Below are 25,380 nucleotides of genomic sequence, written 5' to 3'. Positions count from 1 at the left end.
ATCCCTTCGGGGCGGCGCGTCAGGTCGCGACCGCCTTGCCGCCATTGACCGGCTTCTCCTCGTCGGCAGTTGCCTGCGGCCGCAACTTGAACAGGATCAGCAGCGGTGCGGCGATAAAGATCGAGGAATAGGTGCCGAAGACGACGCCGAACAGCATGGCCATGGTGAACGAGCGGATCACCTCGCCGCCGAACAGCACCAGCGCCAGCAGCGCCAGGATCGTCGTCACCGATGTCAGTGTCGTCCTCGACAGAGTCTCGTTGATGGCGTTGTTCAACAGTTGCGGCAGCGGCATCCGCTTGTATTTTCGCAGATCCTCGCGAACACGGTCATAGACCACGATCGTGTCATTCAGCGAATAGCCGATGATGGTCAGGATCGCCGCCAGTGACGACTGGTTGAACTCCAGCCCGGTGATGACGAAGAAGCCAAGTGTCATGACCACATCGTGCACCGTCGCCACGATGGCGCCGACCGCGAACTGCCATTCGAAGCGGAACCAGACATAGACCAGGATGCCGAGCAGCGCGATCAGCATGGCGATGGTGCCTTGCTTGGCGAGTTCTCCGGAGACTGTCGGTCCCACCACTTCCACGCGGCGGAAGTCATAATTGTCCTGCAGTTCGCCGCGCACCTTGTCGATGACGGTCTGCTCGGCATTCTCGCCGCCATCCTGCGTGCCGACGCGGATCAACACGTCGTTGGGCGTACCGAACTGCTGGACCTGGACTTCGCCGATGTTGAGCTCGGTCAGGCGCGAGCGGAGGTCGGCGAGGTCGGCATTGCCGCTCTTGGCCTGTACCTCGATCAGCGAACCGCCCTTGAAATCGATGCCGTAATTGATGCCGACGGTCATGAACATCACCACCGAGAGGATCGACAGTGCGCTTGACAGCGTGAACGTCCAGCGACGGATGCCCATGAACGGAATTTTCGTGCCGGGCGGAACGAAGGTCACCGGCGCGCGCGGCAGTTCCTTCGGGCGAGCCCGGCGCAGCCAGATCGAGACCAGCAGCCGGGTGAAGGTGAAAGCGGTGAACACGGTCGTCAGGATGCCGATGGCATAAGTGATGGCAAAGCCCTTCACCGGCCCGGTACCGAGATAGAACAGCACCACGGTGGCGATCAGCGAAGTGATGTTGGAATCGACGATGGTCGCCAGCGCCTTGGTGAAACCGGTATCGATCGCCTGGATCACGGAGCGGCCGGCGCGTCGCTCCTCGCGGATTCGTTCGTAGATCAGCACGTTGGAATCGACCGCCATGCCGATGGTCAGCACGATACCGGCGATACCAGGCAAGGTCAGCGTCGCGCCAAGCAACGAGAGCACGCCGACGATCATCGCCACGTGCACCGCCAGCGCGATGTTGGCCAGGAAGCCGAGGAAGCCGTAGGCGACGAACATGAAGGCGACGACGAGGATAGAACCGATGATGCCGGCGACCTTGCCGGCATGGATCGAATCCTGGCCAAGGCCCGGACCCACCGTGCGTTCTTCGATGACCGTAAGCGTTGCGGGCAACGCACCGGCGCGCAGCAGCACCGCAAGGTCGTTGGCGCTCTGGGCGGTGAAGTTGCCGGATATCTGGCCGGTGCCGCCGAGGATCGGCTCGCGGATCTGCGGCGCCGAAATCACCTGGTTGTCGAGGATGATGGCGAACAGCTTGCCGACATTCTGCGCAGTGGCCTGGCCGAAGCGCGCCGCCCCTTTCGAATCAAAGCGGAACGACACCACCGGCTCGTTGTTCTGCGAATTGTATGTCGCCTGTGCGTCAACGAGGTTTTCGCCCGAGACGATGACGCGATTTTCGATCAGATACGGAACCGGCGGATCGTCCTGCGAGTACAGCACCGACGAGCCGGCTGGCGGACGGCCGTTGAGGGCATCCTGCACCGGCATCGACTGGTCGACCATCTGGAAGGTCAGCTTGGCGGTCTGGCCGAGGATTTCCTTCAGCCTTTGCGGGTCCTGAAGACCCGGCACCTGGACAAGGATACGGTCGTCGCCCTGTCGCTGCACGATAGGTTCGGTCGTGCCGAGTTCGTTGACGCGGCGCTCGACCACCTCGATCGACTGCGTCAGCGCCGTCGATGTGCGATATTTGATGCCGGCGTCGGTGACGTTGAACTTGAGCAGGCCGGGCTCGGAATCATCGAGCGTCATTTCCTGGATGGAGCCGCCGGTGAACAGGCCGGCAGCGACCGGATCGGTCAGCGTCTTCAGCGCCGTCTTGGCGGCATCGATCTGGGCGGGATCGGTGATACGGACCTGCAAGACACGTCCGGTGCCGGCGAGGCCGGTGTAGCCGATCTTGGCGTCACGCAGCAGCGTGCGGATTTCGTCGCGCGTCGTCTCCAACCGGTCCTTGATCAGATCGTTCTGATTCATCTCCAGCAGGATGTGCGAGCCGCCCTGCAGATCGAGGCCGAGCGTCATCTGCCGCTTCGGCACCCAGTCGGGAAGCTTGGCCAAAGTGCTTGCGGGGATGAGATTGGGCGCGGCGAGGATCACCGTGATGGCCACGGCCACCCAGATCAGGATCATCTTGAAGCGCGAAAAATACAGCATATGGCGTCGTCCGTCAGAGCGTGTCCGCGGATCGCTCCGCCTAAAATTCGGTTATTTCTTGGCATTCTGGTTCGCCACCGGCTCACCATTCATCCGCGCATCTGTGGTTGTCGAGCACAAGGCGGTCACTTTGGTGCTGCCATCGGACTTTCTTCAACTATTGTCAATCGTGCGGGTAAGCGGCCATTGCGTAATAGCACGGCGAGATCGTTAGCGTCCTCGACAGTGAAATTGCCCGATATCTGGCCGATGCCGTCAAGGATGGGCTCGCGGATTACCGGTACTGAAACCACCCGACCGTCCAGCACGACTGCAAACGAACTGCCGACATTCTGCGAGGTCTCCCGGCTTAGCCGTGCGGTTCCTTTTGAATCGACCCGAAACAGGACAATCGGCTTGTTACTTTGCGGGCTGTAGGCCGGCTTCGCATTGATCAGGTTGTCATCCGAAACGATGACACGGTTCTCGATCAGGTAGGGGACCGGCGGATCGTCGTGTGAATAAAGCATGCTGGACGAATTGGGCAGCGGCCCATTAAGCGCGTCTTTCACCGGCATCGATCCATCAATCATCTGGACAGTCAGCTTGGCGGCACGAACAAGGATATTACTTAGCCTATGCGAATCCTTGAGGCCCGACACTTGGACCATAATCCGATCATCGCCTTGCTGCCGCACGATCGGCTCCGAAATGCCCGATTCAACCCTCCTGAAGTCATGGATGCGATGCTTGATGACCTCCACTGACTGCTTCAAAGCCGCGGACGTTAGGTATTTGATGCCGGCGCCCGTGATGACGAATTTGAGCAAGACTGGTCCGGACTCATCCAGCACCAGCTCCTGGACTGCGTCATCATCGGCAGACGGATCGGTCAGTGTCTTTAGCGTTACTTTGGCCAAAACAAGCTGAGCGGCATCCGAAATGTGTACCTGAACCGCGCGACCCGATACAGCCAGACCGGTATAGCCGATGTGAGCGGAACGCAGCAGTGAGCGGATTTCGTCTTGGGTCGTCTCCAGCCTGCCTTTGATCAATTCGTCCAGATCCAGGCCGAATACGAAGCGCGAAATGCCCTTTTGATCGAGGCCAATCGCCGTCTGGATTTTTGGTGCCCAATAAGGCTGCTTCGCGAGCGGACTTGCCGCGAAAAGGATGGACACATCAAGCACTGCTGTAATGACCGCAGCCACACAGATCAGAACTATCCTGAAGCGCGAAGAAGGCGGCAAATGGCGTCCTCCGTCAGGCATGCTGGCGGATCCCTCCGCCGACAATTCGGTTATTTCTTGGCGTTCTGGTTGGCGACCGGCTCGCCCTTGACGCGCACATCGGCGATCGTGGAACGCAGCGCCGTCACCTTCATGCCACCGCCGAGGTCGATCTCGAGCTCGTTGTCGTCGATCACCTTGGTCACCTTGCCGACGAAGCCGCCGCCGGTGACGACCGTGTCGCCGCGACGGACCGCGGCCAGCATCTCGCCGCGCTTCTTCAGCTGCGTGCGCTGCGGCCTGATGATCAGAAAATACATGATCACGAAAATCAGGACAAACGGCAAAATGCTGATGAACATGTCTGGAGAAGCGCCGACGCCTTGGGCGTATGCCGGTGTCACGAACATCGAGGTACTCCTGAATTTTGAAAACAGCCGCCAATCTGGCGGCCCCTTGAAATTTGGCCGGAATATAGTCGGTAAAGTTGTCAATGCAACTGCGCGGCCGCCCAAATCGGCTGCTTTTCCGGCCTGTTGAGCCGTGTTAGAGCAGGATCGCGAAAAGCGCGAGCCAGTTTTTGGAAAAGATCACGCTCGAACAAAAGGTTGCAGCCGGTTTTGTATCAGACGGAATCGGCCAGCTTCACGCCCCCACACGTCAAAACGCGAAACAAAAGACAGCCATGACCGACAGCAGCATTGAAGCCCTGAACCAGAAACTCGACCGGCTGATCGAGGCGGTGAGCCGTCTTGCCCCGCCGCCGGTACCCCAAACCGACCTCGGCGCGGCCGATTGCTTCGTCTGGCAGGCCGATCCGGGCTATCTGGAACCGGTGCGCAGGGTTAACCGCGTCGACATCGGCCTGATCCGTGGCGTCGACCGCGTCCGCGACATCCTTGTCGACAACACCGAACGCTTCGCTGGCGGCTATCCGGCCAACAACGTATTGTTGTGGGGCGCGCGCGGCATGGGCAAATCGTCGCTGGTCAAGGCCGTGCATGCCCAGATCAACGCCAGGACCAAGTCCGACCTGCCGTTGAAGCTGATCGAAATCCACCGCGAGGACATCGACACGCTGCCGAAGCTGATGGGATTGCTCAAGGCGGCGCCCTTCCGCTTCATCCTGTTTTGCGACGACCTCTCCTTCGACCATGACGACACCTCCTACAAATCGCTCAAGGCAGCGCTCGAAGGCGGCGTCGAGGGCCGCCCCGCCAATGTCATCTTCTATGCCACCTCGAACCGCCGGCATCTTTTGCCCCGCGACATGATCGACAACGAGCGCTCGACCGCCATCAACCCGTCCGAGGCGGTCGAGGAAAAAGTGTCGCTGTCCGACCGGTTCGGGCTGTGGCTCGGCTTCCACAAATGTTCGCAGGACGAGTATCTCGACATGATCGACGGCTATGTCAGGCACCATGGCCTTGTCGTGGATCCCGAGCAACTGCGCGCCGAAGCACTGGAATGGGCGACCACCCGCGGCAGCCGCTCAGGTCGCGTCGCCTGGCAGTTCACCCAGGACCTGGCTGGCCGGCTCGGCAAGCCACTGAGGGACTGATACGTTGGGTGGCGTCGCCAACGCCATCCAATGACAAGATCATTTGGGCTGCGACCGCCGCAAGTCACGCGGCGTTTGGCCGATCTCACGACGCATCCAATGCGCCAGGTGTGACTGGTGCGCAAAGCCCGTCAATTCCGCAACCTCGCTTGTGCTGAGATCCCCGCGCCGGAGCAGGACGCGTGCGCGTTCGACCCGGCGTCGCAACACGTACCGGTGCAGGGTGAAGCCTGTCGCCGCCTTGAACCAAGCCCGCAAGTGCGAGCTGCTCGCCCCGGCAACTCGGCTCAGTCGGAGGATCGAAAGGGGCTCGTGCAGGCCAGCCTCAATATGCTCCAACACACGCTTGAGCTGGGCATCTGACAACCGGTTTCTTCGGTCGACATCGAGATTGTCAAGACCGAGCAGCCTCACCGCAAGAGCTGCGCCAATGCTGTCGGCAAACAAAGGTCCACTCGGTGAGTTTGCGTTGACATCGCTCTCGAGTGCTCGGGCGAGATGTTGGATGCGCTGATCACGAAGCAGGTGACGTGTGTCGAGCGGCAATGCGCGCGCCTTGCCGCCAAGCTCAGCCGCCACCCTTTCCATCAGGGCTGGTTGTAACGCGATCTCGATCGTGTCGAACGGGGTTTCAGTCTCGAAACCGCCCTCTTGGCCAGCGGGCACCAGGTCAATATCGCCGGCGCGCCTCACGAAATATCGACCAACCTCATTGCAGTAGGAACGCGTCGCCGCGCTTGCATGCACCATGATGCGATGATGGGCCGCTTTGGAGAGACGATGGACGCCCGCTTCGATATGCCAGAAGGCCATTGTGACGTCGGGCGGAAATCGAGCCGGAACAGACTGCGAATGCATGCTTTCTCACTTCATGGCAAAACCTGTCCAAGAATTGGCAATTTCCGCGCGATTTTCAATGCCGGGGACATGTACCTACGCCTCTCCATAGAGTTTGGACGAGAGGTTGCCATGGGTTTTTATGTAGTTGTCGGAGCAGGCCCGGTCGGGCACGAGACCGCGCGCCTTCTGGGAGAAGAAGGACATGATGTCGTTCTCACGAGCCGGAGTGTCGGCTCAAACGGGTTGCGGAACGTCCGGGCGGTGCAGGCCGATGCCACCGATGGCGTTGAACTGGCGCGTATCTGCCGAAACGCCGACGCCGTTTTCATGTGTGCCATGGCCGCCTATCACCGGTGGCCGACCGACTTTTTCCCAATCATCGACGGCACCGTGCGGGCCGCGGAAGCGGTCGGCGCGAAGCTTGTGATACTCGGAAACCTCTATGGCTATGGCGAACATGCCGATAGTCCGCTTCACTCCGACCTGTCTCTGGATCCGACTTCGAAGAAAGGAACCGCCCGGACGATCATGTGGCAGCGCGCGGTCCGTGCGGACGTGCCGGCAGTCGAAGTGCGGTCCAGCGATTATCTTGGACATGGCGCGATCAGCTCTTTCTCACTGGTCGCGCTGCCCTCCATAATCGAGGGGAGGCCGACTGCTTTCATTGGAAACCTCGACGCGACTCATGCCTGGTCCTTCACGAAGGACGTGGCCAGGACACTGGTCGCCGCTTCCCGCTACACGGGCGAATGGGGACGAGCATTCCATGTTCCATCGCAACACGCCTCACCACGGGAACTCATCCTAACGACGGCGGCAATGCTTCACCGTGAAATTCCAGAGACACGTTCCTATTCCATCCCCGAAATGGAGGCATCGGGCATGCATGAGGTCATCGAAATGAGCTACCTCTTCGACAATCCCTTGCTGGTCGATTCCTCCGACGCGGAGACGCTTCTCGGCATCAAGGCCAGCAGCCTTGGCGTCATGATCGCCGACACCCTGCGTGATCATCTTTGAAGCTTGAAGACTGGCGCGTCGCGTTGAAGCTGAAAAAGCCCGCTCCTTTCGGAACGGGCTGAGCCGGCGGGCCGGACTGGAGGTCAGACGGCCCGCAAAATTGCTTTTTTTCTTCTATTCGAGATAGCCTCGACTATTCGAGATAGCCGGAGGGATCGACTGGCGCCGAGTTCTTGCGCACTTCGAAGTGCAGCTTCGGCGAGTCCGTTGTGCCGCTCATGCCCGACAGCGCGATTTCCTGGCCGCGCTTGACCTTCTGGCCGCGCTGGACCTCGATCGAGCTGGCGTGGCCATAGACGGTGACCAGGCCATTCTCGTGGCGCACCAGCACCGTATTGCCGAATTCCTTGAGGCCGTCGCCGGCATAGATGACGACACCGTTTTCGGCTGCCTTGACCGGTGTGCCAGAGGGTACGGCGATGTCAACGCCGTCTTTGCCGGAGCCGAAACCGGAAATCACGCGGCCGCGCACCGGCCAACGCATCTTGCCGATGCCGGTGGCGTCTGGCGCGACGGCATCGTCGGCCTCGGCCTGCTGGATGACCTTGGAATCCTTTTTCGGCGGCGTGTAGGACGCCAGCGTTTCCGACGGCGTGGTCTTTGCCGCGGGCTGCGTCGTGGCCGTCGTCACCGGATCGACCTTGGCCGGCTTGGCAGCGGCGGCGGTCGCGGTTCCACCGGCCGGCACCTTCAGCGTCTGGCCGATCTTGAGCAAGCCATCCTTCATGCCGTTGGCCTGCTTCAGCGCAGTGGCGCCGACGCCGGTCTTCCTGGCAATCGAGGAAAGCGTGTCGCCCGACTGAACCGTATAGGTGCCAGCTGCATTGGTCGCCTTGGCCGCAGCTACCTGCGGCTTGGGCTCCTTGGGCTGGCTCGCGGCGGCCGACGTGTCGACCGGAGCGGCGGACTTGCCCTCCCTAGGCTTCGGCTGCTGCGGCAGGACGGCCACCTTGTCGGGCGCGGTGGCCGGCAGGTTGTGCTTGGTGTCTTTCGCCGGCTTGGCATCCGCGAGCTTCGGCTCGCTCTTGCTCGAATAGGCGTAGGCCGGGATGACCAGCTTCTGGCCGGTCTTCAGCCCCTTGGTCGCGCTCAACCCGTTGACCTTCATGATCACGTCGGACGGCACCTTGTAGCGCTGCGCCAGGCCGCCGATCGTTTCGCCGTCCCTGACGACGATCTCGGTTGCATGCGGAGTGCCGGAAGCAGCCACGCGGGGTTCGTCAGGTTGCGAAACCTTGAAAGGCGACGCCACTGGGGCGACGGTGCCGGTCGTGGTCCTGTCGACATGCGGTGCCGGGGCCAATGCGGTGCGTACCGGCTTCGACACCGGCGCCACTTCGGAAGCCTGGGCAACCGGCGGCGGCAGCGGCCGCGTCGAGACCGGATCGAGGCTGGAGCGGCTGACCGACTGTGTATGGCTGCCATCGATCGGAGCGGCGGCGACATCGCCCGGATAGGGCTGCTGTACGGCATCCTGCTTGTTGATGATGGCGCGCTGATTGTTGGTCGAGGATGTAAAGACATCGTCGACGCCATTGAACCGCGAAACCTGGGAACTGCACCCCGCAGCGGCACCCGCGACCATCAGTATGGCGCAGCCTCGCGCCAGATTGCGACCGTTTGTCTTCAAAACACTGAGTTGCATCGCACTAACCCGCACATACCCGGTACAAACTAGGCATGATTAAAGCGCGTTAATGTTACTCGACGGTTAACCCCATGGAATCCGACGCAATTTTTCTTAAAATATTAGAGAGCGAGCCCAGGGGAGATTTTCAGGTCATGCCGGCCGGGGTCGAAGACGGCGCGCGCACCCGACGCGGCGCGGCCTGAACATCGACATACGCGCTAGATGACAGCGGCGACACCGCGCAGGATCGGCTGCAGGCGAACGAGGCCGATGTCTTCACGCTCGAAGCGGCTGCCGACCTTGGTCAGCTTGGCCAGCACCTGTTCGCCCTCTTCGGGGCCGATCGGAGCGATGACGATACCGCCGCTCGACAACTGGTCGAGCAGGAAGCGCGGCAGGCTGTCGAAGGCAGCCCAGGCGACGATACGGTCAAATGGCCCTTCATTCGGCAGCCCGCCGGAACCATCGGCGTGGCGCACGATCACATTGCCGATGCCGAGCGCCTCGAAGCGCTGCCGCGCCTGCTCGGCGAGCGTCTTGTAGCGATCGGTGGTGATGACCCGCGCCGCCAGCCGCGACATCACCGCCGAAGTGTAGCCCGAGCCGGTGCCGATCTCGAGCACGCGGTTGCCCTGCTCGATAGCGAGCGCCGCGATCACCGCCGCCTGCATGTCGGCACCTTCGATCGCCTCGCCGCATTCGATCGGCAGCATACGGTCCGACCAGGCGATCTGATGGAACTGGGCCGCCAGGAAGCCGCGCCGCGGCGTCGCCTCGAAGGCCGCGATCAGCGCCTTCGGCACAGTCCCCCGGCCGCGCAGGCGCAGCAGAAAGGCAGCAAAACCTTCGCGGTCATCGATCGGGAGGCCTTGGTTCATGCAAGCGCCTTGCTCAATTGGTCACGGATTTCATGCGCGGTCAGGTCGAGCTGCAGCGGCGTCACCGACACCAGCCTGTTGCGCAACGCGTAGAGATCGGTGCCTTGCTTGCCCTCGACCGGCTCGCCGCCGAAGCGCAGCCAGTAGTAAGGCAGGCCGCGCCCGTCGCGGCGCTCGTCGACCCACAGGGAGTGCACGAGCTTGCCTTGCGTGGTGACCACCGTGCCCGCGACCTCTTCGGGCGTGCAGTTGGGAAAATTGACGTTGAGCAGCACGCCGTCCGGCAACGGCGTCGCGACAAGTTTCTTCAGCAGCGCCGGCGCCAGCACTTCTGTCGTCTCGTAGGGCACGACGCGATCTTCGCCGACATAGCTGTAGCCCTGGCTGAGCGCGATCGAGCGGATGCCGAGCAGCGCACCCTCCATGGCGCCGGCGACGGTGCCGGAATAGGTGACATCGTCGGCGATGTTGGCGCCCGAATTGATGCCGGACAGGATCAGGTCGGGTGCGCCAGGCAGGATCTTCTTGACGCCCATGATGACGCAATCCGTCGGCGTGCCGCGCACGGCAAAATGCTTCTCGCCAATCTTGCGCAGCCGCAGCGGCTCCGAGATCGACAGCGAATGCGCATAGCCGGACTGGTCCTGCTCGGGCGCCACCACCCAGACATCGTCGGACAGCGTACGTGCGACGCGTTCGAGCGACGCCAGTCCCTCGGCATGAATGCCGTCGTCATTGGTCAGGAGAATGCGCATTATTTCGCTTCGATCTTTTCCAGACCGCCCATGTAAGGCCGCAGCACTTCAGGAATGGTTACGCTGCCATCTTCATTCTGGTAGTTTTCGATGACAGCGATGAGCGCGCGGCCAACGGCTGTGCCCGAGCCGTTGAGCGTGTGCACGAAGCGGTTGCCCTTGCCGTCCCTGTCCTTGTAGCGCGCGTCCATGCGGCGCGCCTGGAAATCGCCGCACACCGAGCAGGACGAGATCTCGCGATAGGCGTTCTGGCCGGGCAGCCAGACCTCGATGTCGTAGGTCTTACGCGCACCAAACCCCATGTCACCGGTGCACAGCGTCATGGTGCGGAACGGCAGGCCGAGCCGCTTCAGCACTTCCTCGGCGCATTGCGTCATCCGCTCGTGCTCGGCAAGCGACGATTCCTGATCGGTGATCGACACCAGCTCGACCTTGTAGAACTGATGCTGGCGCAGCATGCCGCGCGTGTCGCGCCCGGCCGAACCCGCTTCCGAACGGAAGCACGGCGTCAGCGCGGTGTAGCGCAGCGGCAGTTTTTCATGCGCGGTGATTTCTTCACGCACAAGGTTGGTGAGTGGGACCTCGGCGGTCGGGATCAGGCCAAGCCTGCCCTCCCCGTGCGGCGTGAAGAACAGATCTTCCTCGAACTTAGGCAATTGGTTGGTGCCGAACAGAACATCGTCCTTGACCATCAACGGCGGGATGACTTCTTCGTAGCCGTGTTCGGTCGTATGCAGGTCCAGCATGAACTGGCCGAGCGCACGTTCCATCCGGGCCAGTCCGCTTTTCAGCACCGTAAAGCGCGAGCCCGACAGCTTTGCCGCGCGCTCGAAATCCATCATGCCGAGCGCTTCGCCGATCTCAAAGTGCTCCTTCACCCAGTTCGGCCGCGTCGGCACCTTGCCGACGAGGTGCTTGACGACATTGTCGTGCTCGTCCTTGCCGACAGGCACGTCGTCGAACGGCACGTTGGGAAGCACTGCCAGCGCATCGGTCAGGGCCTTGTCGAGCTCGCGTTCGCGCGCCTCGCCGTTCTGGATGAAGACCTTGATCTCGCCGACTTCGGCTTTCAGCTTTTCGGCCAAGGCGGCATCGCCCGAACGCATGGCGTTACCGATCTCCTTCGACGCGGCATTGCGGCGCTCCTGCTTGGTCTGCAGTTCGGTAACGTGCTCGCGCCGCGCCTCGTCCGAGGCGATCAGTCCGTCGACCATGGACTGCGCCTCACCGGCCGACCACGAGCGCTTCACCAGCGCCTCGACAAGGGCCTTCGGGTTGTCGCGAATCCATTTGATGTCAAGCATGGTTTGAACGCTCCTGGGTAGCATGTCGCCCAAAAGTGCACAGCGATTTTGGGACAACGATATGCTCAAAACAAAACTGAAACGCATCGCTTTGAGCGCGATGCGTTTCAGCCAGAGGGCGTAAACCGCATCCGAGATCGATGCAAGATGGGCGGGGCGACGACTATGTTTTTCCGCCGCTGCAGCCGCTCTGTTGCCTATGAGGAGGCAGGTGCCGGGGGCTCGTCCGGTGCTTTGTCCGCCACCTCGTCCGCCGCATCCTGCTTCTCGCGTGCCACGCGCTGCTTTTCCCGATCGCGCTCGATCAGCCGGGCAGCCCAGATGGACACCTCGTAGAGAAGGATGGTCGGGATGGCCAGGCCGATCTGACTCATCGGATCGGGCGGCGTCAGTATCGCCGCGACGACGAAGGCAATGACGATCGCCCATTTGCGCTTCTCGGCCAGTCCCTTGGACGACAGCATGCCGACCCGTGTCATCAGGCTGGTCACCACCGGCAGCTGGAACACCAGGCCGAAGGAAAAGATCAGCGTCATGATCAGGCTGAGATATTCCGACACTTTCGGCAGCAGCGAAATCTGCACCTGATCGTCGGTGCCGGCCTGCTGCATGGCGAGGAAGAACCACATCACCATCGGCGTGAAGAAGAAATAGACCAGCGACGCACCCATCAGGAACAGGATCGGCGACGCGATCAGGAACGGCAGGAAGGCATTCCGCTCGTTCTTGTACAGGCCGGGCGCGATGAACTTGTAGATCTGCGTGGCAATCAGCGGAAAGGCGATCACCATGCCGCCGAACATGGCGAGCTTGACCTGAGTGAAGAAGAATTCCTGCGGCGCCGTGTAGATCAGCTCGACCTTGTGCGGATCGAGCCCTGCCCATTGCGTCGCCCATTTGAACGGCACGACCAGGAGGTTGAACAGTTTCTTGGCGAAGAAGAAACAGACCAGGAAGGCAACGAAGAAGCCGCCCAGCGACCAGATCAGCCGCCGGCGCAACTCGATCAGATGCTCCATCAGCGGCGCCGACGATTTCTCGATCTCGTCCTTTTCGGTGTCCGAAACGCTCACTTGGCGGCTCCAGCCGTCTTCTTGGCCACCGGCTTCTTCACCGCTGCAAGCTTCGGTTCGGCTTTCGCCCCCGTCTTGGTCGCTACAGTCTTGGCCGCGATAGCCTTGGCCGCAGCGGGCGTCTTGGCCCTGAGCGTTTCAGGCTGTGCCGTCGTCACGGCCTTCGCCGGCGTCTTGGACGCAGACGCTGCCTTCGCGGCAACCTTTGCACCATTTGCCGAAGCTTTTGCAGCCGGCGTCGCTTTTGCCGGTGCAGGCTTGGTTAGTTTCTTCGCCGCGGATGCCTTCGGCGCCACGACAGGTGCCGCCGGTACTGACGTCGTCACCACCGATTCGTCGGTCATCGCCGGGAAAATCGGCGCTGCTGGCGCTGCTTCCGGTCCGTTGACGCCAGGCATGGTCGTTGCACCGTTCTTCAACGGCTCGGCCGCCTGCGGGGTCGAAGCGACAGAGCTTGCCGGATCGGCCGGCTTCGGCTTCATCGCCGCATCGACGCCGGAGCGAACATCGGCCGCGGCCTGTTCGAACGGATTGAGCTGCTTCCTGATCTCGGCCATCGGGCTGAGACCCCTGAGCTCGTCGACTGACTTCTTGACGTCGTCGAGCTCGGCTTCCTTCAGCGCCTCGTTGAACTGTTTCTGGAAATCGGACGCCATGGCGCGCAGCTTCGCCGTCGTGCGGCCGAAGGTGCGCAGCATATTGGGCAAATCCTTGGGTCCGACGACCACGATCATGACGATCGCGATGACCAGCATTTCGGTCCAGCCGACTTCAAACATGGCACTCTGTTCCGACTAGAACCTTTGGCTCAGCTCTTGCTGGCTTTTTCCTTCGCGGCCGCAACGGTCTCGTCGGCACGGTGTTCGACGGTGCGCTTGTCTTCGGCAACCTCGTCGTCGGCCATGCCCTTCTTGAAGCTCTTGATGCCCTTGGCCATATCGCCCATCAGCTCGGGAATCTTGCCGCGGCCAAACACCAAAAGCACGATCACCAGCACGATCAGCCAATGCCAAATCGAAAATGAACCCATAGCAAATCTCTCTCGAATGTTTTCCCTGGCGATGATCTATGCGTTTTCGCGTTGGGATTCAAACACAACTGCGACAGAGTTTATGAAAGGGTGACGGATGTCACGCATTTTCGACGGGAACGCCCGCTACGAATCCGCGCATCCTCATCAAGTTCGCCGCCAATGCCAGTCAATCTTCCGTGACGCGCGGCGTCAGCAGGCCGAGTTCCTCGAGATCGATATCGGTCAGCGCATCCTCGTCGTCGGTCAATGCGTCGGGATCGGCCGGCGGCTGCGGAATGGAGAAATTCGACGGCATGCGGCCCGAAAGCAGTCCGGCCCCCTTCAGTTCCTCCATGCCAGGAAGATCGCGAATCTCTTCCAGCGCGAAATGGTCGAGGAAGGTCTCCGTCGTGCCGTAGGTCACAGGGCGTCCGGGCGTCTTTCGCCGGCCGCGCATGCGCACCCATTCCGTTTCCAGCAGCGTGTCGAGCGTACCTTTTGAGGTCTCCACGCCCCTGATGTCCTCGATCTCGGCACGCGTCACCGGCTGGTGATAGGCAATGATCGCCAGCACTTCGAGAGCCGCGCGGGAGAGCTTCCTTTGCTGGACGGTATCGCGGCTCATCAGGAAAGCCAGGTCGCCGGCGGTGCGGAACGCCCAGGCGTCGCCCACACGCACCAGATTGACGCCGCGCCGCGCATAGATCTGCTGCAGCTCGGCCATGGCCAGGGCAATGTTGATGCCGTCAGGGAGGCGGGCCGCAAGCTGCTTTTCGCTGACGGGTTCAGCGCTGGCGAACACGATCGCCTCGGCCATGCGCACGGCCTCGGCCAGATGCAGCCGTTCGGCCGGGTTCTGTAGCTGCTGCTCGGCCGGATCCTGGGAAAGCAACTCCTCTTCGGGTTCATCGCCGACCTTGAACGGGACAACCGAAGCGTTGAAGCGTTCGCTCATGATGCCACCTCGACTGCCTTGATTGCCTGCGTGCGGCCGCGCAGGTAGATCGGCGCGAACGTCTGATCCTGCCGCACGTCCATCGTGCCGTCGCGCACCAGCTCCAGCGTGGCCGCAAACGAACTGGCGATCGCCGTGCGCCGCTCCTCGGGACTGGTCATGTATGCGATCAGAAAACTCTCCAGCGCCGTCCAGTCGCTTGCAGCCCCGACCAGGCGGGTCAGGATGTCGCGCGCGTCCTTGAGCGACCAGACACCGCGCCTGGCGATGGTCACATTGTTGATCGCCTGCTTCTGGCGCTGCTGGGCATAGGCGGTCAAGAGATCGTAGAGCGAGGCCGAATATGCGTTACGCTTTTCGACGATGACCATTTCCGGCATGCCGCGCGCAAACACGTCTCGGCCGAGCCGGTTGCGGTTGACCAGACGCGCCGAGGCGTCGCGCATGGCTTCCAGCCGCTTCAGGCGGAACTGCAGCACCGCCGCCAGTTCCTCGCCGCTTTCGCCCTCGTCGCCGGGCTGCTTGGGGACCAGGAGCTTGGACTTGAGGAAGGCCAGCCACGCCGCCATCACCAGATAGTCGGCGGCAAGCTCCAGCCTGAGCGCCCTCGCCGTCTCGACAAAGGTCAGATATTGCTCGACCAGCGCCAGGATCGAAATGCGAGCCAGATCGACCTTCTGGGTGCGGGCAAGATGCAGCAGAAGATCGAGCGGACCTTCGAAGCCGGCCACGTCGACGACCAGCGACGGGTCGCCGGTAACGCGTGAATCGTCATTCTCGGCCCACAGACGGTCCATCGGTGCGGCCTTCGCGGCCTTGCTTTCCAATGTTTCCGCCACTGCCTGTCGCTTTCCCTTTGCTATGCCACCGCATCGAAGTAGGTGGCGAATTCGGCACGTATTTCGGTTTCTTCAACCGTGTCACGGTTCTTTATATAGGTCAGCGCCCGCTTTGCGCGCTCCAGCGACGTGCCCTCAAGCCCCATGGTGCGCGATGCGATGCCGGCCATCTCCTCAAAAACCCCGTTGCAGTGAAGGACCAGATCGCAGCCCGCCGCAAGGATCGAGGCCGCCTTTGTCGGGAAATCCCCAGAAAGTGCCTTCATCGAGGTGTCGTCGCTCATCAGCAGTCCGTCGAAGCCGATTTCGCGCCGGATGATCTCGTCGATGACCTTGCCGGAGGTGGTCGCCGGATTGTTGGGGTCGATCGCGCTGTAGACGACATGGGCTGTCATCGCCATCGGCAGATGGCTAAGCTCCTTGAACGGGGCGAAATCATGCCGCTGCAGATCGCTGAGCGAGGCATTGACCACCGGCAGTTCGAAATGCGTGTCGGCAAAGGCACGTCCATGACCCGGAATATGCTTCATGACCGGCAGCACGCCGCCCGACATCAGCCCTTCCGCGGCTGCGCGGCCGAGCTCGATCACCGGTCGCGGATCCTTGCCATAGGCCCGCGCGCCGATGACATCGCTGGCGCCTTCGATCGGCACATCGAGCACCGGCAGGCAATCGGCTGTGATGCCGTAGCGCAGCAGGTCGAAGGCATGCAGCCGCGCCATCAGCCAGGCCGCTCGGGCGCCGGCATCATGATCGTCGCGCCACAGCGCGCCGAGCGCGCCGCCGGCGGGATAGTTCGGTGCCAGCGGCGGTCGCAAGCGCTGCACACGGCCGCCTTCCTGATCGATGAACACCAGCGCGTCCGGACGCCCTAGGCAGTCCCGCATCTCGGCGACCAGATCGCGGATCTGTTCGGTCTCGCCAATGTTGCGCGCAAACAGGATGAAGGCCCACGGGCATTCATTGCGATAGAAATTGATTTCTTCGCGGGTAAGCGATTTCCCGGCACAGCCGAGGATCATGGATTTTGATTCGGTCATGTCGGCAGTTTAGGGCTTTGTGCGATCAAAGGGAATCGCCAGGGATTCATCCGGGACAATGCCGGATCTGCTTTCCCCATGAAAAAGCCGGCGCGGTGGACCGCGCCGGCTTTTGATGGTTGGCTCCGGCTTTAGCGCGAGACGAAGCAGTTGCCGCCGGCGGCCTTGTAACTGGTGCACAAATTGATCGCGTCATTGCGTGACTGGGCCGGAACGCGCACGCGGTAGAACGTGCCTTTGCCGGCGATCTCGGCCTTGACGATGTTGGCGGTACGCCCGGCAAGCACGCTGCCATAGCGGCGCTGCAGATCCTGATAGCTGGACTGGGCGCTTTCGACGGTCGGCTGCGAGGCGATCTGCATCGACCACGAGCCACCGCCGGCCGCGGTCGATGCCGGATCTATGGACGCAACCTGATCGGGCTTGACCTCGCCGACAACATCGACCGGCTGGTCGGACGGACGCTGCGGCGCGAGCGGAACCTTTGCCGGCGTGTTCGCCGATTGGGCCTCGGCTTTCGGCTTGGCGACCGGCTTGAGGGCCGGCTCGTCGTCCGCCTGGGCGGCGGCAGGCGCCACGGTGCCGGTCTGGTCCGCATCGGCTTGCGCCGCCGGGGCGACATGCTGCGGCGCCGGATCGACCGGCTCGGTAGCGGCCATTTGCGGAGCGGCGGGCGCTGCCGGATCTTCACGCGGCACCAGCGAACCGTCCGACTTGACCACCATGGTCCTCACCTTGCGCGGCGCAACGGCGACGACATCGGCATTGGTGCCCTTGTCGGCATCCTGCAGCACCTGCGCGATGCGATCCTCGGACTTGGGCGCCGGCGCAGTGCTATCGGCAGAAGCGTTGTCGGCCGAAGCGGCGCCGGACATCGGCGCGGCATTGCCGACATCGGTTCCAGCGGCGGCTGCATTCTGGTCCGGCGAAAGATCGATGGCGCGGGCCGGGTCCTTCGCCTGCACGTCAACCGGCTCTTCGACGTTGGTGACCAGCTTTTCCTGGACCGGCTCGGCTGGCTTTGCGCCCCTGACCGCGTCGTAGACCTTGTTGTCCTGGTTGGGCACCACGGCGCCGCCCGGATTCTCCGGCTTAACCTTGATCGGCGCGTTGTCGGCCTTGACGATGACAGGCGCTTCGCTGCCGCCCTTGCCGCCAAAGGACAGCGCAAAGGCACCGAGACCGCCCGCGACGGCGACCGCGCCGACAATCGCGGCGATGAACAGGCCGCGTCCGCGCGACGGCCTCGCGGCCTCACGCTCGCCGAGCCCCGGCACAGCCATAGCCTCGTCGAGTTCGGGATCGTAGTCGAGTTCATCGACGGTGAAATCATCGGCTTGGGAAACCGGCTGGCTCCCTGGCAGACTGTCAAGGTCGAAACCAGAGGCGTCGGCATAACCCGTGGGCGCCGCCGCGCGGGCGGACATGTCCATCGGCCGCGCGGCATAGGTCCGCGCTTCCGGCTCATAGCCCGGCTTGATCCCATCATAGCCCGGCTTGACCCCGTCATATGCCGGCTTGAGGCTGTCATAGCCCGGCTTGAAGCCCGCGGCATAGGAGTCATCATCGTAAGACGCGCCGGCCAAATTGCCTGTGGGAGCGGCAGCGACCTCCACCGCGTTCATCTCGGAGAGAAGGCTGGAGAACTCCGCATCGAGATCGTCGTAGCCAGGCGACGCTGGCTGGTCTTCCTCGAAGTGCAGTTCGGGAATATCGAGATCGTCCGCCAGCGCGACGACACGCTCGGGTACATCGACCGTTTCGACGTCGGGCATGTCTTCGTAATGCGCCGGCTGGCGCGATTGCGGCGCCGATACCGGGGCAGCGGGAGCCACGGCCTCGACCGGCTCGGACGAACGGTAGGATGTCATGGCGGCGACTGCCGGCCGGGCGGCCACGGATGCCACCGAAGCGGCCGGCTGAGCACCAAACGCAGGCTGAGCGCTGAATGACGGCTGCTGCGGAACCGGCGTCACGCGGCTCCACGAACGCGGCGGCTCTGCCGGTTGGGAACGCTCCGCAAGCCAATCGAGAGAATCCGCCGAATTGTCCCGGTCAGCGGCTTCGTCACGCGGATCAAGATCCTTGGGCAAAGCCGCGTCGAACGCATCATCGTCGAAATCGACATCGCCAACCGTGTTCCAGGTCGTATCCTGGAGTTCATCAAGCATAAGGTCGTCAATATCCGCATCGGCCGCTTGGGCCGTGCCAACATGCCCGTCCTGCTCAGGCGCGGGTTCGTCAAGATCCCAGTCGAGGTCGCCGACAAGGTCGGCCGGTTCCTCGGCGGGCTCGGCAACAGGCGGCAGGGCAGCGACAGCCGGCTGAGCCGTGACGGGCTCACTGGCCACCGGCACTGTGCGCGCAGTCATGGCACCCAGCAGCGCATTCAACTCGTCTTCCAGGCTCCGTTCGTCCGCGGTCGGGGCATGCACCGCGGCTGCGATGTAGGCTTCCGGCGCCGCCGGCTGGGCGGCAACGGCGGCAACCTCTGTGACCGGCTCTTCGACCGTTTCGGCAAACGCGTCGTCCAAATTCAGGTCAAAAGCATCGTCCGGCACGCTCTCAGGGCTGGGAAGCTCGCCCTTCGCGTCAGCGACATCGGCAAACGCATCATGCGTTGGCGGCTCGTCGAAGGCATTCGGCTCATCCGCGCGAACGTCGAAATCCATGTCGACATCAGCCATGGCGTCGTCGAAATGGCCGGCAAAGCTTTCATCGGAGATTGCATGGCCGTCACGCGCCGCCGCTTGCTCCGGCATGGGATACTCGACGGGCTCGGCGACCACGAATGACTGTTCGGCCGCCGAATGGTCGTCGAGCACCAGCTCGTCTTCAAGCGAGACTGCCACCGCATCGTCGAATTCGTCATCTGAGGCAACTGGCTCGACAGAAGCGTGCGTGTCGGCAACGGCGTATTGGGCCTCTTCGGCTTCCTCATCGATCCGGAGGTCCTGGTCGAGCGAAGTGGCAAGCTCGTCCGCCATCGACTGATCGTCCTCGAAGGGGGAGACGTCCTCAAGCGAACCGGCGACGGCATCGTCAAAATCAGACGCGAAAGCCGGCTCGACGGACGGCGCGGCTTCAGCTGCGACCGCATGGCTGGTGCCGGCGACGTGGCCGTCGATCTCAGCCATGTCCAGTTGGAAATCGTCGTCGAGCGACACCGAAAGCTCGTCGTCCATCGCGCTGGCGTCAGCCGCTTGGAATGCCGGCTCATGCTCGAAGGTCGGCTCATGAGCCTGGACAACCGGAGCGGCGTCGCTGTCGTCAGCGCCGAACTCGCCCATCATTTCTTTCTCGAGATCGATATCGAAATCGCCCTCTTCGAGCCCGCGATCGGCGGCTGGGGCCTGCGGCTGGGCGGGCGATTGCGGCCTGACCGGCTGGCGCGGGTCGAATCCCATGATCCTGGTCAGTTCCGCGAACGGATCATCGTCAGCGATGTCGTTGTTGTCGGCTACTCTCAGCTGGGTTCTGTCTGCCATTATTGTTCCCGAACTCGCACTCATTCGGACGCCATGGACGTCGCGTAGGGTTGGCCCTTACCAGCGCAATGTGGGCAAAAGGTGACAGGTTATTTAGTCAAACCTAACGCATTTCGGTGGGCGCGGCGGCCCCGATCAACGTCAGGCCGGACGTCAAAACGTCCGAAACAGCCTGCACCAGCCCTAGTCTGGCATGCGTCAATTGTCGGTCGTTAACCTTAACAAAACGTAAGTCCGGATTATCCGTGCCACGGTTCCAGTGTCCGTGGAAGCTGGAAGCCAGATCATAGAGGTAAAATGCCAGCCGATGCGGCTCGAGCGCAAGGGCGGCGGACTCGATCAGCCGCGGGTATTCGGCGAGCTTGCGGATCAGGCCGATCTCGCCCTCATCGGTCAGCAATGCCGCGGCCGACGCCAGGCTGTTGCGGTCGAAATTGGCTTCGCCCAGTTGCTCGCTCGCCTGCCGGAACACCGAATGACAGCGCGCCGAGGCGTACTGGACATAGAACACCGGATTGTCCTTGGACTGCTCGGTCACCTTGACGAAATCGAAATCCAGCGGCGCATCGTTCTTGCGGTAGAGCATCATGAAGCGGATCGCGTCGCGGCCGACCTCCTCCACCACTTCGCGCAGCGTCACGAAATCGCCCGACCGCTTCGACATACGCACCGGTTCGCCCTCGCGAAACAGCTTGACCAGATTGCACAGCAGGACAGTGAGCTTCACCTCGTCGCCGGCAATCGCCCGCGCCAAGGCCTCCAGCCGCTTTACGTAGCCGCCATGGTCGGCGCCGAGCACATAGATCAGGTCGACGAAGCCGCGATCGACCTTGTCCTTGAGATAGGCGACGTCGGCGGCGAAATAGGTGAACGAGCCATCGGACTTGACCAGCGCCCGGTCCATGTCGTCGCCGACCGCGGTCGAGCGGAACAGCGTCTGCTCGCGGTCCTCCCAATCGTCGGGTTTCTCGCCCTTGGGCGGCGGCAGCTTGCCCTTGTAGATATGGCCCTTCAGCGTCAAATCGTTGATCGCCGAGCGGATCTTCCTGGCATTGTCGGCGTGCAGCGTGCGCTCGGAGAAGAACACGTCGTGATGCACGTTGAGCATCGCCAGGTCCTCGCGGATCATCGCCATCATCGCATCGATGGTGCGATCCTTGACGATGGCGAGCGCCTCGTCATCGGGCATCTGCAGAAGCGAGCGGCCGAATTCCGCGACCAGCGCCTGGCCGACGGGCACCAGGTAATCGCCGGGATAGAGACCGGCGGGTATTTCGCCGATATCGTCGCCCAGCGCTTCGCGGTAGCGCAGGAATGCGGAACGGCCGAGCACGTCGATCTGCGAGCCGGCATCGTTGATGACATATTCCTTGGTCACATCGTAGCCGGCGAAGGCCATCAGATTGGCAAGCGCGTCGCCGACGACAGCACCCCGGCAATGGCCGACATGCATCGGCCCGGTCGGATTGGCCGAGACATATTCGACATTGGTCTTCCTGCCGCCGCCAACCGTCGAGCGGCCATAGTTGCGGCCCTCGCCGAGCAGTGCGGTCAGATGTGTCTGCCAGAAGCCGTCCTTGAGCCTGAGATTGACGAAACCGGGCCCTGCCACTTCCGTCGCCGCGACATCCTTGTCGTCACGCAGCGCCTGCGCCAGTCTTTCGGCCAGCGCGCGCGGGTTCTGGCCGGTCGGCTTGGCCAGCACCATCGCCGCATTGGTCGCCAGGTCGCCGTGGCTGGCGTCGCGCGGCGGCTCGACGGCAATGCGCGACAGGTCAGCCGAAACGCCGTCTTTGTCTTTCAGATCAAGCGCTTCGACGGCTTTTATGATTCGCGCGGTGAAATCGGCGAAGATGTTCATTTGTGTGACTCTGGGGTCTGGCTCTGGCGGCTTTGCAGCGAATCCGGCTCGTTGGCCGGCAAAATCGAGCCCGCCCTAGCCCAATTCAGGCGTATGGTCAAACAAACGCCGGTGTTCCTTGAGCGCGTAGGTGTCGGTCATACCCGCCAGGAAGTCGGCGACGCTGCGCGCCTTGATGCGGTCGTCGGCCCGATCCAGCCCCTCGCGCCAGCCGTCCGGCATGGCGCGCGGATCGGCGAAATAGGCGTCGAACAGATTTTTGACGATCTGCTCGGCGTCCGCGCGCACCCGCATAACCTCCGCGTGCCGGTAGAGGTGCTTGTACAGGAAGGCCTTCAGTTCTTTCTCCAAGGCAGCCATTTCGGCCGAGAAAACTACCATCGTCTCGCCAGCTGCCCTCACTGCATCGGCGCTCCGCGGCTTGATGCGATCGAGATTGGCGGTCGTCGACTTGATCACGTCCTCGACCATGGCGGTTATCTGCCGCCGCATCAGCTCGTGGCCGGTGCGCACATCATCGAGGGAGGGATAGCGTGAGCGAACGCCTTTCAGGATCGTTCCCGGCAGCGAAACCGTCTCCAGCATGTCCAGCGTCAGTAGCCCTGCCCTCAAGCCGTCATCGATGTCATGCGTGTTGTAGGCTATATCGTCGGCGATCGCCGCGCATTGCGCCTCGATGCCGGCGAACCGGTCGAGTTCGAGATCGTGCAGTTCAGAGTAATCACGGATCGCCTGCGGCACCGGCCCTTTCAGACCCTTGCCGTTGGCGTCCGTCAGCGGTCCATTGTGCTTGACCAGGCCTTCCAGCGTTTCCCAGGTCAGGTTGAGCCCATCGAACTCGGCGTAGCGCGCCTCCAGCCTCGTCACGATGCGCAGCGATTGCGCGTTGTGGTCAAAGCCGCCCCAGGTGGCCATCTTTTCGTTCAGCGCGTCCTCGCCGGTGTGGCCGAAGGGCGTGTGGCCGAAATCATGCACCAGCGCCACCGCCTCAGCGAGATCCTCGTCGCCGCGCAGCGCCCGTGCCAGGGCGCGCGCGATCTGCGCCACTTCGATCGAATGGGTCAGCCGGGTGCGATAGTGGTCGCCTTCATGCGCGATGAAGACCTGCGTCTTGTGCTTCAGGCGCCGGAAGGCCGTCGAATGGATGATGCGGTCACGGTCACGCTGGAATGGCGTGCGGGTCGGGCTTTCCACCTCGTCGAACAGCCGTCCGCGCGACTTTGCCGGGTCGCAGGCATAGGCGGCGCGCGGCCGATAGCCGAATCCGATGTCGCCCAACTCATTGGTCATGGCTGATGCTGCCGCGTTTGACTTAGCCAGGTTGACTTGGCCCCTCGCGCTTCATACCTATCATGTGAAACCGAAAGCAAGGTGACGCCCATGGGCGCTGATGCCAAGACTGCCATGAAAGTCGATATGACCGAGGCCGCCGCCAAGCGGATCGCCAGGATTGTCTCGAACGAGGCCGGCAAGACGGCGCTGCGCGTGTCGGTCGAAGGCGGCGGCTGCTCGGGCTTCTCCTACAAGTTCGATCTGGTCGATACGCGCAATGACGACGACGTCGCCATCGAGAAGGACGGTGCCACCGTGCTGATCGACGATCTGTCGCTGGTCTATATGGGCGGCTCTGTGATCGATTTCGTCGACGATCTGATGGGCCAGTCGTTCCAGATCCGCAATCCGAACGCCGTCGCCTCCTGCGGCTGCGGCACGAGTTTCTCCATATAGAATGCCTGCTATCGGTGCGGTCCGTCAGATCGCGCTGTCGGCTGGCCGTGATCTCGACGCCACGCTGGCTTTCTGGCGCGACGTGCTCGGCATGGCGGTTCATGCGCGCTTCGACCCGCCGGGCATCGCCTTCATCATGGCCGGCGATATCAGGCTGCTGTTCACCGACGGCATACCGGCCGGAACCGTCTATCTCGACATATCGGGCCTCGATGACTTCCATGCCTCTGCGGTCGCGGCAGGCGTACCCTTCACCGCGCCGCCAACACTTGTCCATCGCGACACAGAGGGCCAGTTCGGTCCAGCGGGGGAAAGCGAATGGATGGCCTTCCTAAAGGACCCGGCTGGCAATACGATTGGCCTCGTCGAACGCCATCCGCCGCAAGAATCCAACTGAACAGCATCGAGACCGCCATGAAAATCGTCACCTGGAACATCAACGGTGTCCGCGCCCGCATTGGCAACCTCACCCATTGGCTGACCGAGAGCGCACCCGACATCGTCTGCCTGCAGGAGATCAAGTCGGTCGACGAGCAATTCCCGCGCGCCGAGATCGAGGCGCTTGGCTACAATGTCGAAACCCACGGCCAAAAGGGTTTCAACGGCGTCGCCCTGCTGTCGAAGCTGCGCTTCGACGAGGTGATCCGAGGCCTGCCCGGCGACGATGCCGATGAACAGGCGCGTTTCATCGAAGGGGTTTTCTCGACTGACAAGGGCGCGCTGCGCGTCGCCTCGCTCTATCTGCCGAACGGCAATCCGATCGATGACGAGAAGAAGTTTCCTTACAAGCTGTCCTGGATGGCGCGGCTGGAGCGCTGGGCCGAAGAACGGCTGAGACTGGAGGAGGCTCTGGTGCTCGCCGGCGACTACAACGTGATTCCCGAGCGGATCGACGCGCGGTTTCCGGAGAACTGGCTGGGCGACGCGCTGTTCCAGCCGCAGACGCGACAATCCTTCCGGCGGCTGCTCAACCTTGGTTTCACCGAGGCGGTGCGCGCGGTCACCGACGCACCCGACACCTACACATTCTGGGACTATCAAGCCGGCGCGTGGCAGAAGAACAACGGCATCCGCATCGACCACCTGCTCTTGTCGCCGGAAGCCGCCAACCGGTTTTCTTCCGCGTCGATCGAAAAGCACGTGCGCGCCTGGGAAAAACCGTCCGATCACGTGCCGGTGGCGATCGATCTCGCACTTCAGCCGGCCTGAGAGAACCCTCGCCGGGCACGTCTGCGCTGGACCTCATATCGCCACATTTCGCGCCGCTCATTGCGGGCCAGCATGGCGGCTGGGGTTCCATGAGCACACGATTTCATCTTTGTCCGATCGGCCTGGCATTTGCCATGGCCGCTCCCGGTGCGGCATTTGCCGACCAGGAATGCCTGGCCAATGGAAAATCCTACCAGCTTGGCCAGGTCGCCTGCCTGACGCTTGCCGACCGGAGCCATCTGGCTCGCTGCGACATGGTGCTCAACAACACATCGTGGACGAAGATCGGGGATAGCTGCCCGCAAAACACGCTGGCGCCACAACCCCATGTCACGCCGATCTCGACGCCGGCGCCCAGCATGGTGCCGACGGAGCCGATCGAGAACTGATCACGATCGAAAATCGAGTGC

Annotated in this window: 23 protein-coding genes; 6 read left to right on the top strand and 17 right to left on the bottom strand. The window is 62.5% G+C overall.

Annotated elements, in window-relative coordinates; all coding sequences use genetic code 11:
• Positions 1-19: 19 nt before the first annotated feature.
• The 3 genes from secDF to yajC form a co-directional block, all read right to left on the bottom strand.
• Entirely contained in the window at positions 20-2,569 is a 2,550-nt protein-coding gene (gene secDF, locus NKH06_RS01270; RefSeq protein ID WP_128304016.1) for a protein translocase subunit SecDF, read from the bottom strand.
• A gap of 125 nt (positions 2,570-2,694) precedes the next feature.
• Complete coding sequence (locus NKH06_RS01265) at positions 2,695-3,819, bottom strand: SecDF P1 head subdomain-containing protein (protein WP_155930585.1); 1,125 nt, start codon at positions 3,817-3,819, stop codon at positions 2,695-2,697.
• A gap of 29 nt (positions 3,820-3,848) precedes the next feature.
• Entirely contained in the window at positions 3,849-4,187 is a 339-nt protein-coding gene (gene yajC / locus NKH06_RS01260; RefSeq protein WP_023812178.1) for a preprotein translocase subunit YajC, read from the bottom strand.
• A 275-nt stretch (positions 4,188-4,462) separates the two neighbouring features.
• Here yajC and NKH06_RS01255 point away from each other — a divergent pair, with 275 nt between their 5' ends.
• Positions 4,463-5,338 carry an ATP-binding protein gene (locus NKH06_RS01255; RefSeq protein WP_352891916.1) on the top strand — a complete coding sequence of 292 codons (876 nt, stop codon included), beginning with the start codon at positions 4,463-4,465 and terminating at the stop codon, positions 5,336-5,338.
• A 39-nt stretch (positions 5,339-5,377) separates the two neighbouring features.
• Here the strand turns inward: NKH06_RS01255 and NKH06_RS01250 are convergent, their stop codons facing one another.
• A complete protein-coding gene (locus NKH06_RS01250) occupies positions 5,378-6,196 on the bottom strand; it encodes an AraC family transcriptional regulator (RefSeq protein WP_023812180.1) in 819 nt (272 codons plus the stop codon).
• A 111-nt stretch (positions 6,197-6,307) separates the two neighbouring features.
• Here NKH06_RS01250 and NKH06_RS01245 point away from each other — a divergent pair, with 111 nt between their 5' ends.
• Positions 6,308-7,198 (top strand): NAD-dependent epimerase/dehydratase family protein, encoded by an 891-nt coding sequence (locus tag NKH06_RS01245; RefSeq protein WP_352891914.1) that lies wholly within the window; start codon positions 6,308-6,310, stop codon positions 7,196-7,198.
• A gap of 133 nt (positions 7,199-7,331) precedes the next feature.
• Here NKH06_RS01245 and NKH06_RS01240 read toward each other — a convergent pair whose 3' ends face one another.
• From NKH06_RS01240 to NKH06_RS01180, 13 genes are all read right to left on the bottom strand, one after another.
• The gene (locus tag NKH06_RS01240) at positions 7,332-8,843 is read right to left on the bottom strand and encodes a peptidoglycan DD-metalloendopeptidase family protein (RefSeq protein WP_352891912.1); all 1,512 of its coding nucleotides are present in this window, start codon (positions 8,841-8,843) and stop codon (positions 7,332-7,334) included.
• A gap of 203 nt (positions 8,844-9,046) precedes the next feature.
• Positions 9,047-9,706, bottom strand: a complete 660-nt coding sequence (locus NKH06_RS01235; RefSeq protein ID WP_023812183.1) for a protein-L-isoaspartate(D-aspartate) O-methyltransferase — start codon at positions 9,704-9,706, stop codon at positions 9,047-9,049.
• The gene (surE, locus tag NKH06_RS01230; protein ID WP_023812184.1) at positions 9,703-10,461 is read right to left on the bottom strand and encodes a 5'/3'-nucleotidase SurE; all 759 of its coding nucleotides are present in this window, start codon (positions 10,459-10,461) and stop codon (positions 9,703-9,705) included. Before surE ends, NKH06_RS01235 begins: the two co-directional genes overlap by 4 nt.
• Entirely contained in the window at positions 10,461-11,765 is a 1,305-nt protein-coding gene (gene serS, locus NKH06_RS01225; RefSeq protein WP_352609618.1) for a serine--tRNA ligase, read from the bottom strand. Before serS ends, surE begins: the two co-directional genes overlap by 1 nt.
• A gap of 197 nt (positions 11,766-11,962) precedes the next feature.
• Positions 11,963-12,838, bottom strand: coding sequence for a twin-arginine translocase subunit TatC (tatC, locus tag NKH06_RS01220; protein WP_023812186.1), 876 nt, complete (start codon positions 12,836-12,838; stop codon positions 11,963-11,965).
• Positions 12,835-13,617 (bottom strand): Sec-independent protein translocase protein TatB, encoded by a 783-nt coding sequence (gene tatB / locus NKH06_RS01215; RefSeq protein WP_128304012.1) that lies wholly within the window; start codon positions 13,615-13,617, stop codon positions 12,835-12,837. The genes tatC and tatB overlap by 4 nt, the downstream gene beginning before the upstream one ends.
• A gap of 29 nt (positions 13,618-13,646) precedes the next feature.
• Positions 13,647-13,868 (bottom strand): twin-arginine translocase TatA/TatE family subunit, encoded by a 222-nt coding sequence (locus NKH06_RS01210; RefSeq protein WP_023812188.1) that lies wholly within the window; start codon positions 13,866-13,868, stop codon positions 13,647-13,649.
• Positions 13,869-14,037: 169 nt separating this feature from the next.
• Complete coding sequence (gene scpB / locus NKH06_RS01205; protein WP_128304011.1) at positions 14,038-14,805, bottom strand: SMC-Scp complex subunit ScpB; 768 nt, start codon at positions 14,803-14,805, stop codon at positions 14,038-14,040.
• On the bottom strand, positions 14,802-15,602 hold the full coding sequence (locus NKH06_RS01200) for a segregation and condensation protein A (RefSeq protein WP_352773778.1): 801 nt from the start codon (positions 15,600-15,602) through the stop codon (positions 14,802-14,804). The genes scpB and NKH06_RS01200 overlap by 4 nt, the downstream gene beginning before the upstream one ends.
• Positions 15,603-15,664: 62 nt before the next feature.
• On the bottom strand, positions 15,665-16,684 hold the full coding sequence (gene nagZ, locus NKH06_RS01195) for a beta-N-acetylhexosaminidase (protein WP_128304010.1): 1,020 nt from the start codon (positions 16,682-16,684) through the stop codon (positions 15,665-15,667).
• Between the two features lie 131 nt (positions 16,685-16,815).
• Positions 16,816-20,172 carry an SPOR domain-containing protein gene (locus NKH06_RS01190; protein WP_352891910.1) on the bottom strand — a complete coding sequence of 1,119 codons (3,357 nt, stop codon included), beginning with the start codon at positions 20,170-20,172 and terminating at the stop codon, positions 16,816-16,818.
• Positions 20,173-20,275: 103 nt separating this feature from the next.
• The gene (gene argS / locus NKH06_RS01185) at positions 20,276-22,033 is read right to left on the bottom strand and encodes an arginine--tRNA ligase (RefSeq protein WP_352609614.1); all 1,758 of its coding nucleotides are present in this window, start codon (positions 22,031-22,033) and stop codon (positions 20,276-20,278) included.
• A gap of 75 nt (positions 22,034-22,108) precedes the next feature.
• Positions 22,109-23,323 carry a deoxyguanosinetriphosphate triphosphohydrolase gene (locus tag NKH06_RS01180; RefSeq protein ID WP_023812194.1) on the bottom strand — a complete coding sequence of 405 codons (1,215 nt, stop codon included), beginning with the start codon at positions 23,321-23,323 and terminating at the stop codon, positions 22,109-22,111.
• A 90-nt stretch (positions 23,324-23,413) separates the two neighbouring features.
• On the opposite strand from NKH06_RS01180, the gene erpA reads away from it, so the two are divergent.
• From erpA to NKH06_RS01160, 4 genes are all read left to right on the top strand, one after another.
• On the top strand, positions 23,414-23,761 hold the full coding sequence (gene erpA / locus NKH06_RS01175; RefSeq protein ID WP_013531288.1) for an iron-sulfur cluster insertion protein ErpA: 348 nt from the start codon (positions 23,414-23,416) through the stop codon (positions 23,759-23,761).
• Between the two features lies 1 nt (position 23,762).
• A complete protein-coding gene (locus NKH06_RS01170) occupies positions 23,763-24,158 on the top strand; it encodes a VOC family protein (RefSeq protein ID WP_128304007.1) in 396 nt (131 codons plus the stop codon).
• Positions 24,159-24,175: 17 nt separating this feature from the next.
• Positions 24,176-24,970: an exodeoxyribonuclease III gene (xth, locus tag NKH06_RS01165; RefSeq protein WP_023812197.1), complete on the top strand. Its 795-nt coding sequence runs from the start codon at positions 24,176-24,178 to the stop codon at positions 24,968-24,970.
• Between the two features lie 89 nt (positions 24,971-25,059).
• Entirely contained in the window at positions 25,060-25,359 is a 300-nt protein-coding gene (locus tag NKH06_RS01160) for a hypothetical protein (protein ID WP_352439901.1), read from the top strand.
• Positions 25,360-25,380: the final 21 nt, after the last annotated feature.

Origin of the sequence: Mesorhizobium sp. M1342, from assembly GCF_040317955.1 — a bacterium.
GTDB lineage: Bacteria > Pseudomonadota > Alphaproteobacteria > Rhizobiales > Rhizobiaceae > Mesorhizobium.
Note: the sequence above shows the minus strand (reverse complement) of the source record. Positions and strands in the feature narration are given on the sequence as shown.

Coding starts and splice junctions, on each gene's coding strand:
- secDF (WP_128304016.1), bottom strand. CDS start 2,569: ATGCTGTATTTTTCGCGCTTCAAGATGATCCTGATCTGGGTGGCCGTG.
- NKH06_RS01265 (WP_155930585.1), bottom strand. CDS start 3,819: ATGCCTGACGGAGGACGCCATTTGCCGCCTTCTTCGCGCTTCAGGATA.
- yajC (WP_023812178.1), bottom strand. CDS start 4,187: ATGTTCGTGACACCGGCATACGCCCAAGGCGTCGGCGCTTCTCCAGAC.
- NKH06_RS01255 (WP_352891916.1), top strand. CDS start 4,463: ATGACCGACAGCAGCATTGAAGCCCTGAACCAGAAACTCGACCGGCTG.
- NKH06_RS01250 (WP_023812180.1), bottom strand. CDS start 6,196: ATGCATTCGCAGTCTGTTCCGGCTCGATTTCCGCCCGACGTCACAATG.
- NKH06_RS01245 (WP_352891914.1), top strand. CDS start 6,308: ATGGGTTTTTATGTAGTTGTCGGAGCAGGCCCGGTCGGGCACGAGACC.
- NKH06_RS01240 (WP_352891912.1), bottom strand. CDS start 8,843: ATGCAACTCAGTGTTTTGAAGACAAACGGTCGCAATCTGGCGCGAGGC.
- NKH06_RS01235 (WP_023812183.1), bottom strand. CDS start 9,706: ATGAACCAAGGCCTCCCGATCGATGACCGCGAAGGTTTTGCTGCCTTT.
- surE (WP_023812184.1), bottom strand. CDS start 10,461: ATGCGCATTCTCCTGACCAATGACGACGGCATTCATGCCGAGGGACTG.
- serS (WP_352609618.1), bottom strand. CDS start 11,765: ATGCTTGACATCAAATGGATTCGCGACAACCCGAAGGCCCTTGTCGAG.
- tatB (WP_128304012.1), bottom strand. CDS start 13,617: ATGTTTGAAGTCGGCTGGACCGAAATGCTGGTCATCGCGATCGTCATG.
- NKH06_RS01210 (WP_023812188.1), bottom strand. CDS start 13,868: ATGGGTTCATTTTCGATTTGGCATTGGCTGATCGTGCTGGTGATCGTG.
- scpB (WP_128304011.1), bottom strand. CDS start 14,805: ATGAGCGAACGCTTCAACGCTTCGGTTGTCCCGTTCAAGGTCGGCGAT.
- NKH06_RS01200 (WP_352773778.1), bottom strand. CDS start 15,602: ATGGACCGTCTGTGGGCCGAGAATGACGATTCACGCGTTACCGGCGAC.
- nagZ (WP_128304010.1), bottom strand. CDS start 16,684: ATGACCGAATCAAAATCCATGATCCTCGGCTGTGCCGGGAAATCGCTT.
- NKH06_RS01190 (WP_352891910.1), bottom strand. CDS start 20,172: ATGGCAGACAGAACCCAGCTGAGAGTAGCCGACAACAACGACATCGCT.
- argS (WP_352609614.1), bottom strand. CDS start 22,033: ATGAACATCTTCGCCGATTTCACCGCGCGAATCATAAAAGCCGTCGAA.
- NKH06_RS01180 (WP_023812194.1), bottom strand. CDS start 23,323: ATGACCAATGAGTTGGGCGACATCGGATTCGGCTATCGGCCGCGCGCC.
- erpA (WP_013531288.1), top strand. CDS start 23,414: ATGGGCGCTGATGCCAAGACTGCCATGAAAGTCGATATGACCGAGGCC.
- NKH06_RS01170 (WP_128304007.1), top strand. CDS start 23,763: ATGCCTGCTATCGGTGCGGTCCGTCAGATCGCGCTGTCGGCTGGCCGT.
- xth (WP_023812197.1), top strand. CDS start 24,176: ATGAAAATCGTCACCTGGAACATCAACGGTGTCCGCGCCCGCATTGGC.
- NKH06_RS01160 (WP_352439901.1), top strand. CDS start 25,060: ATGAGCACACGATTTCATCTTTGTCCGATCGGCCTGGCATTTGCCATG.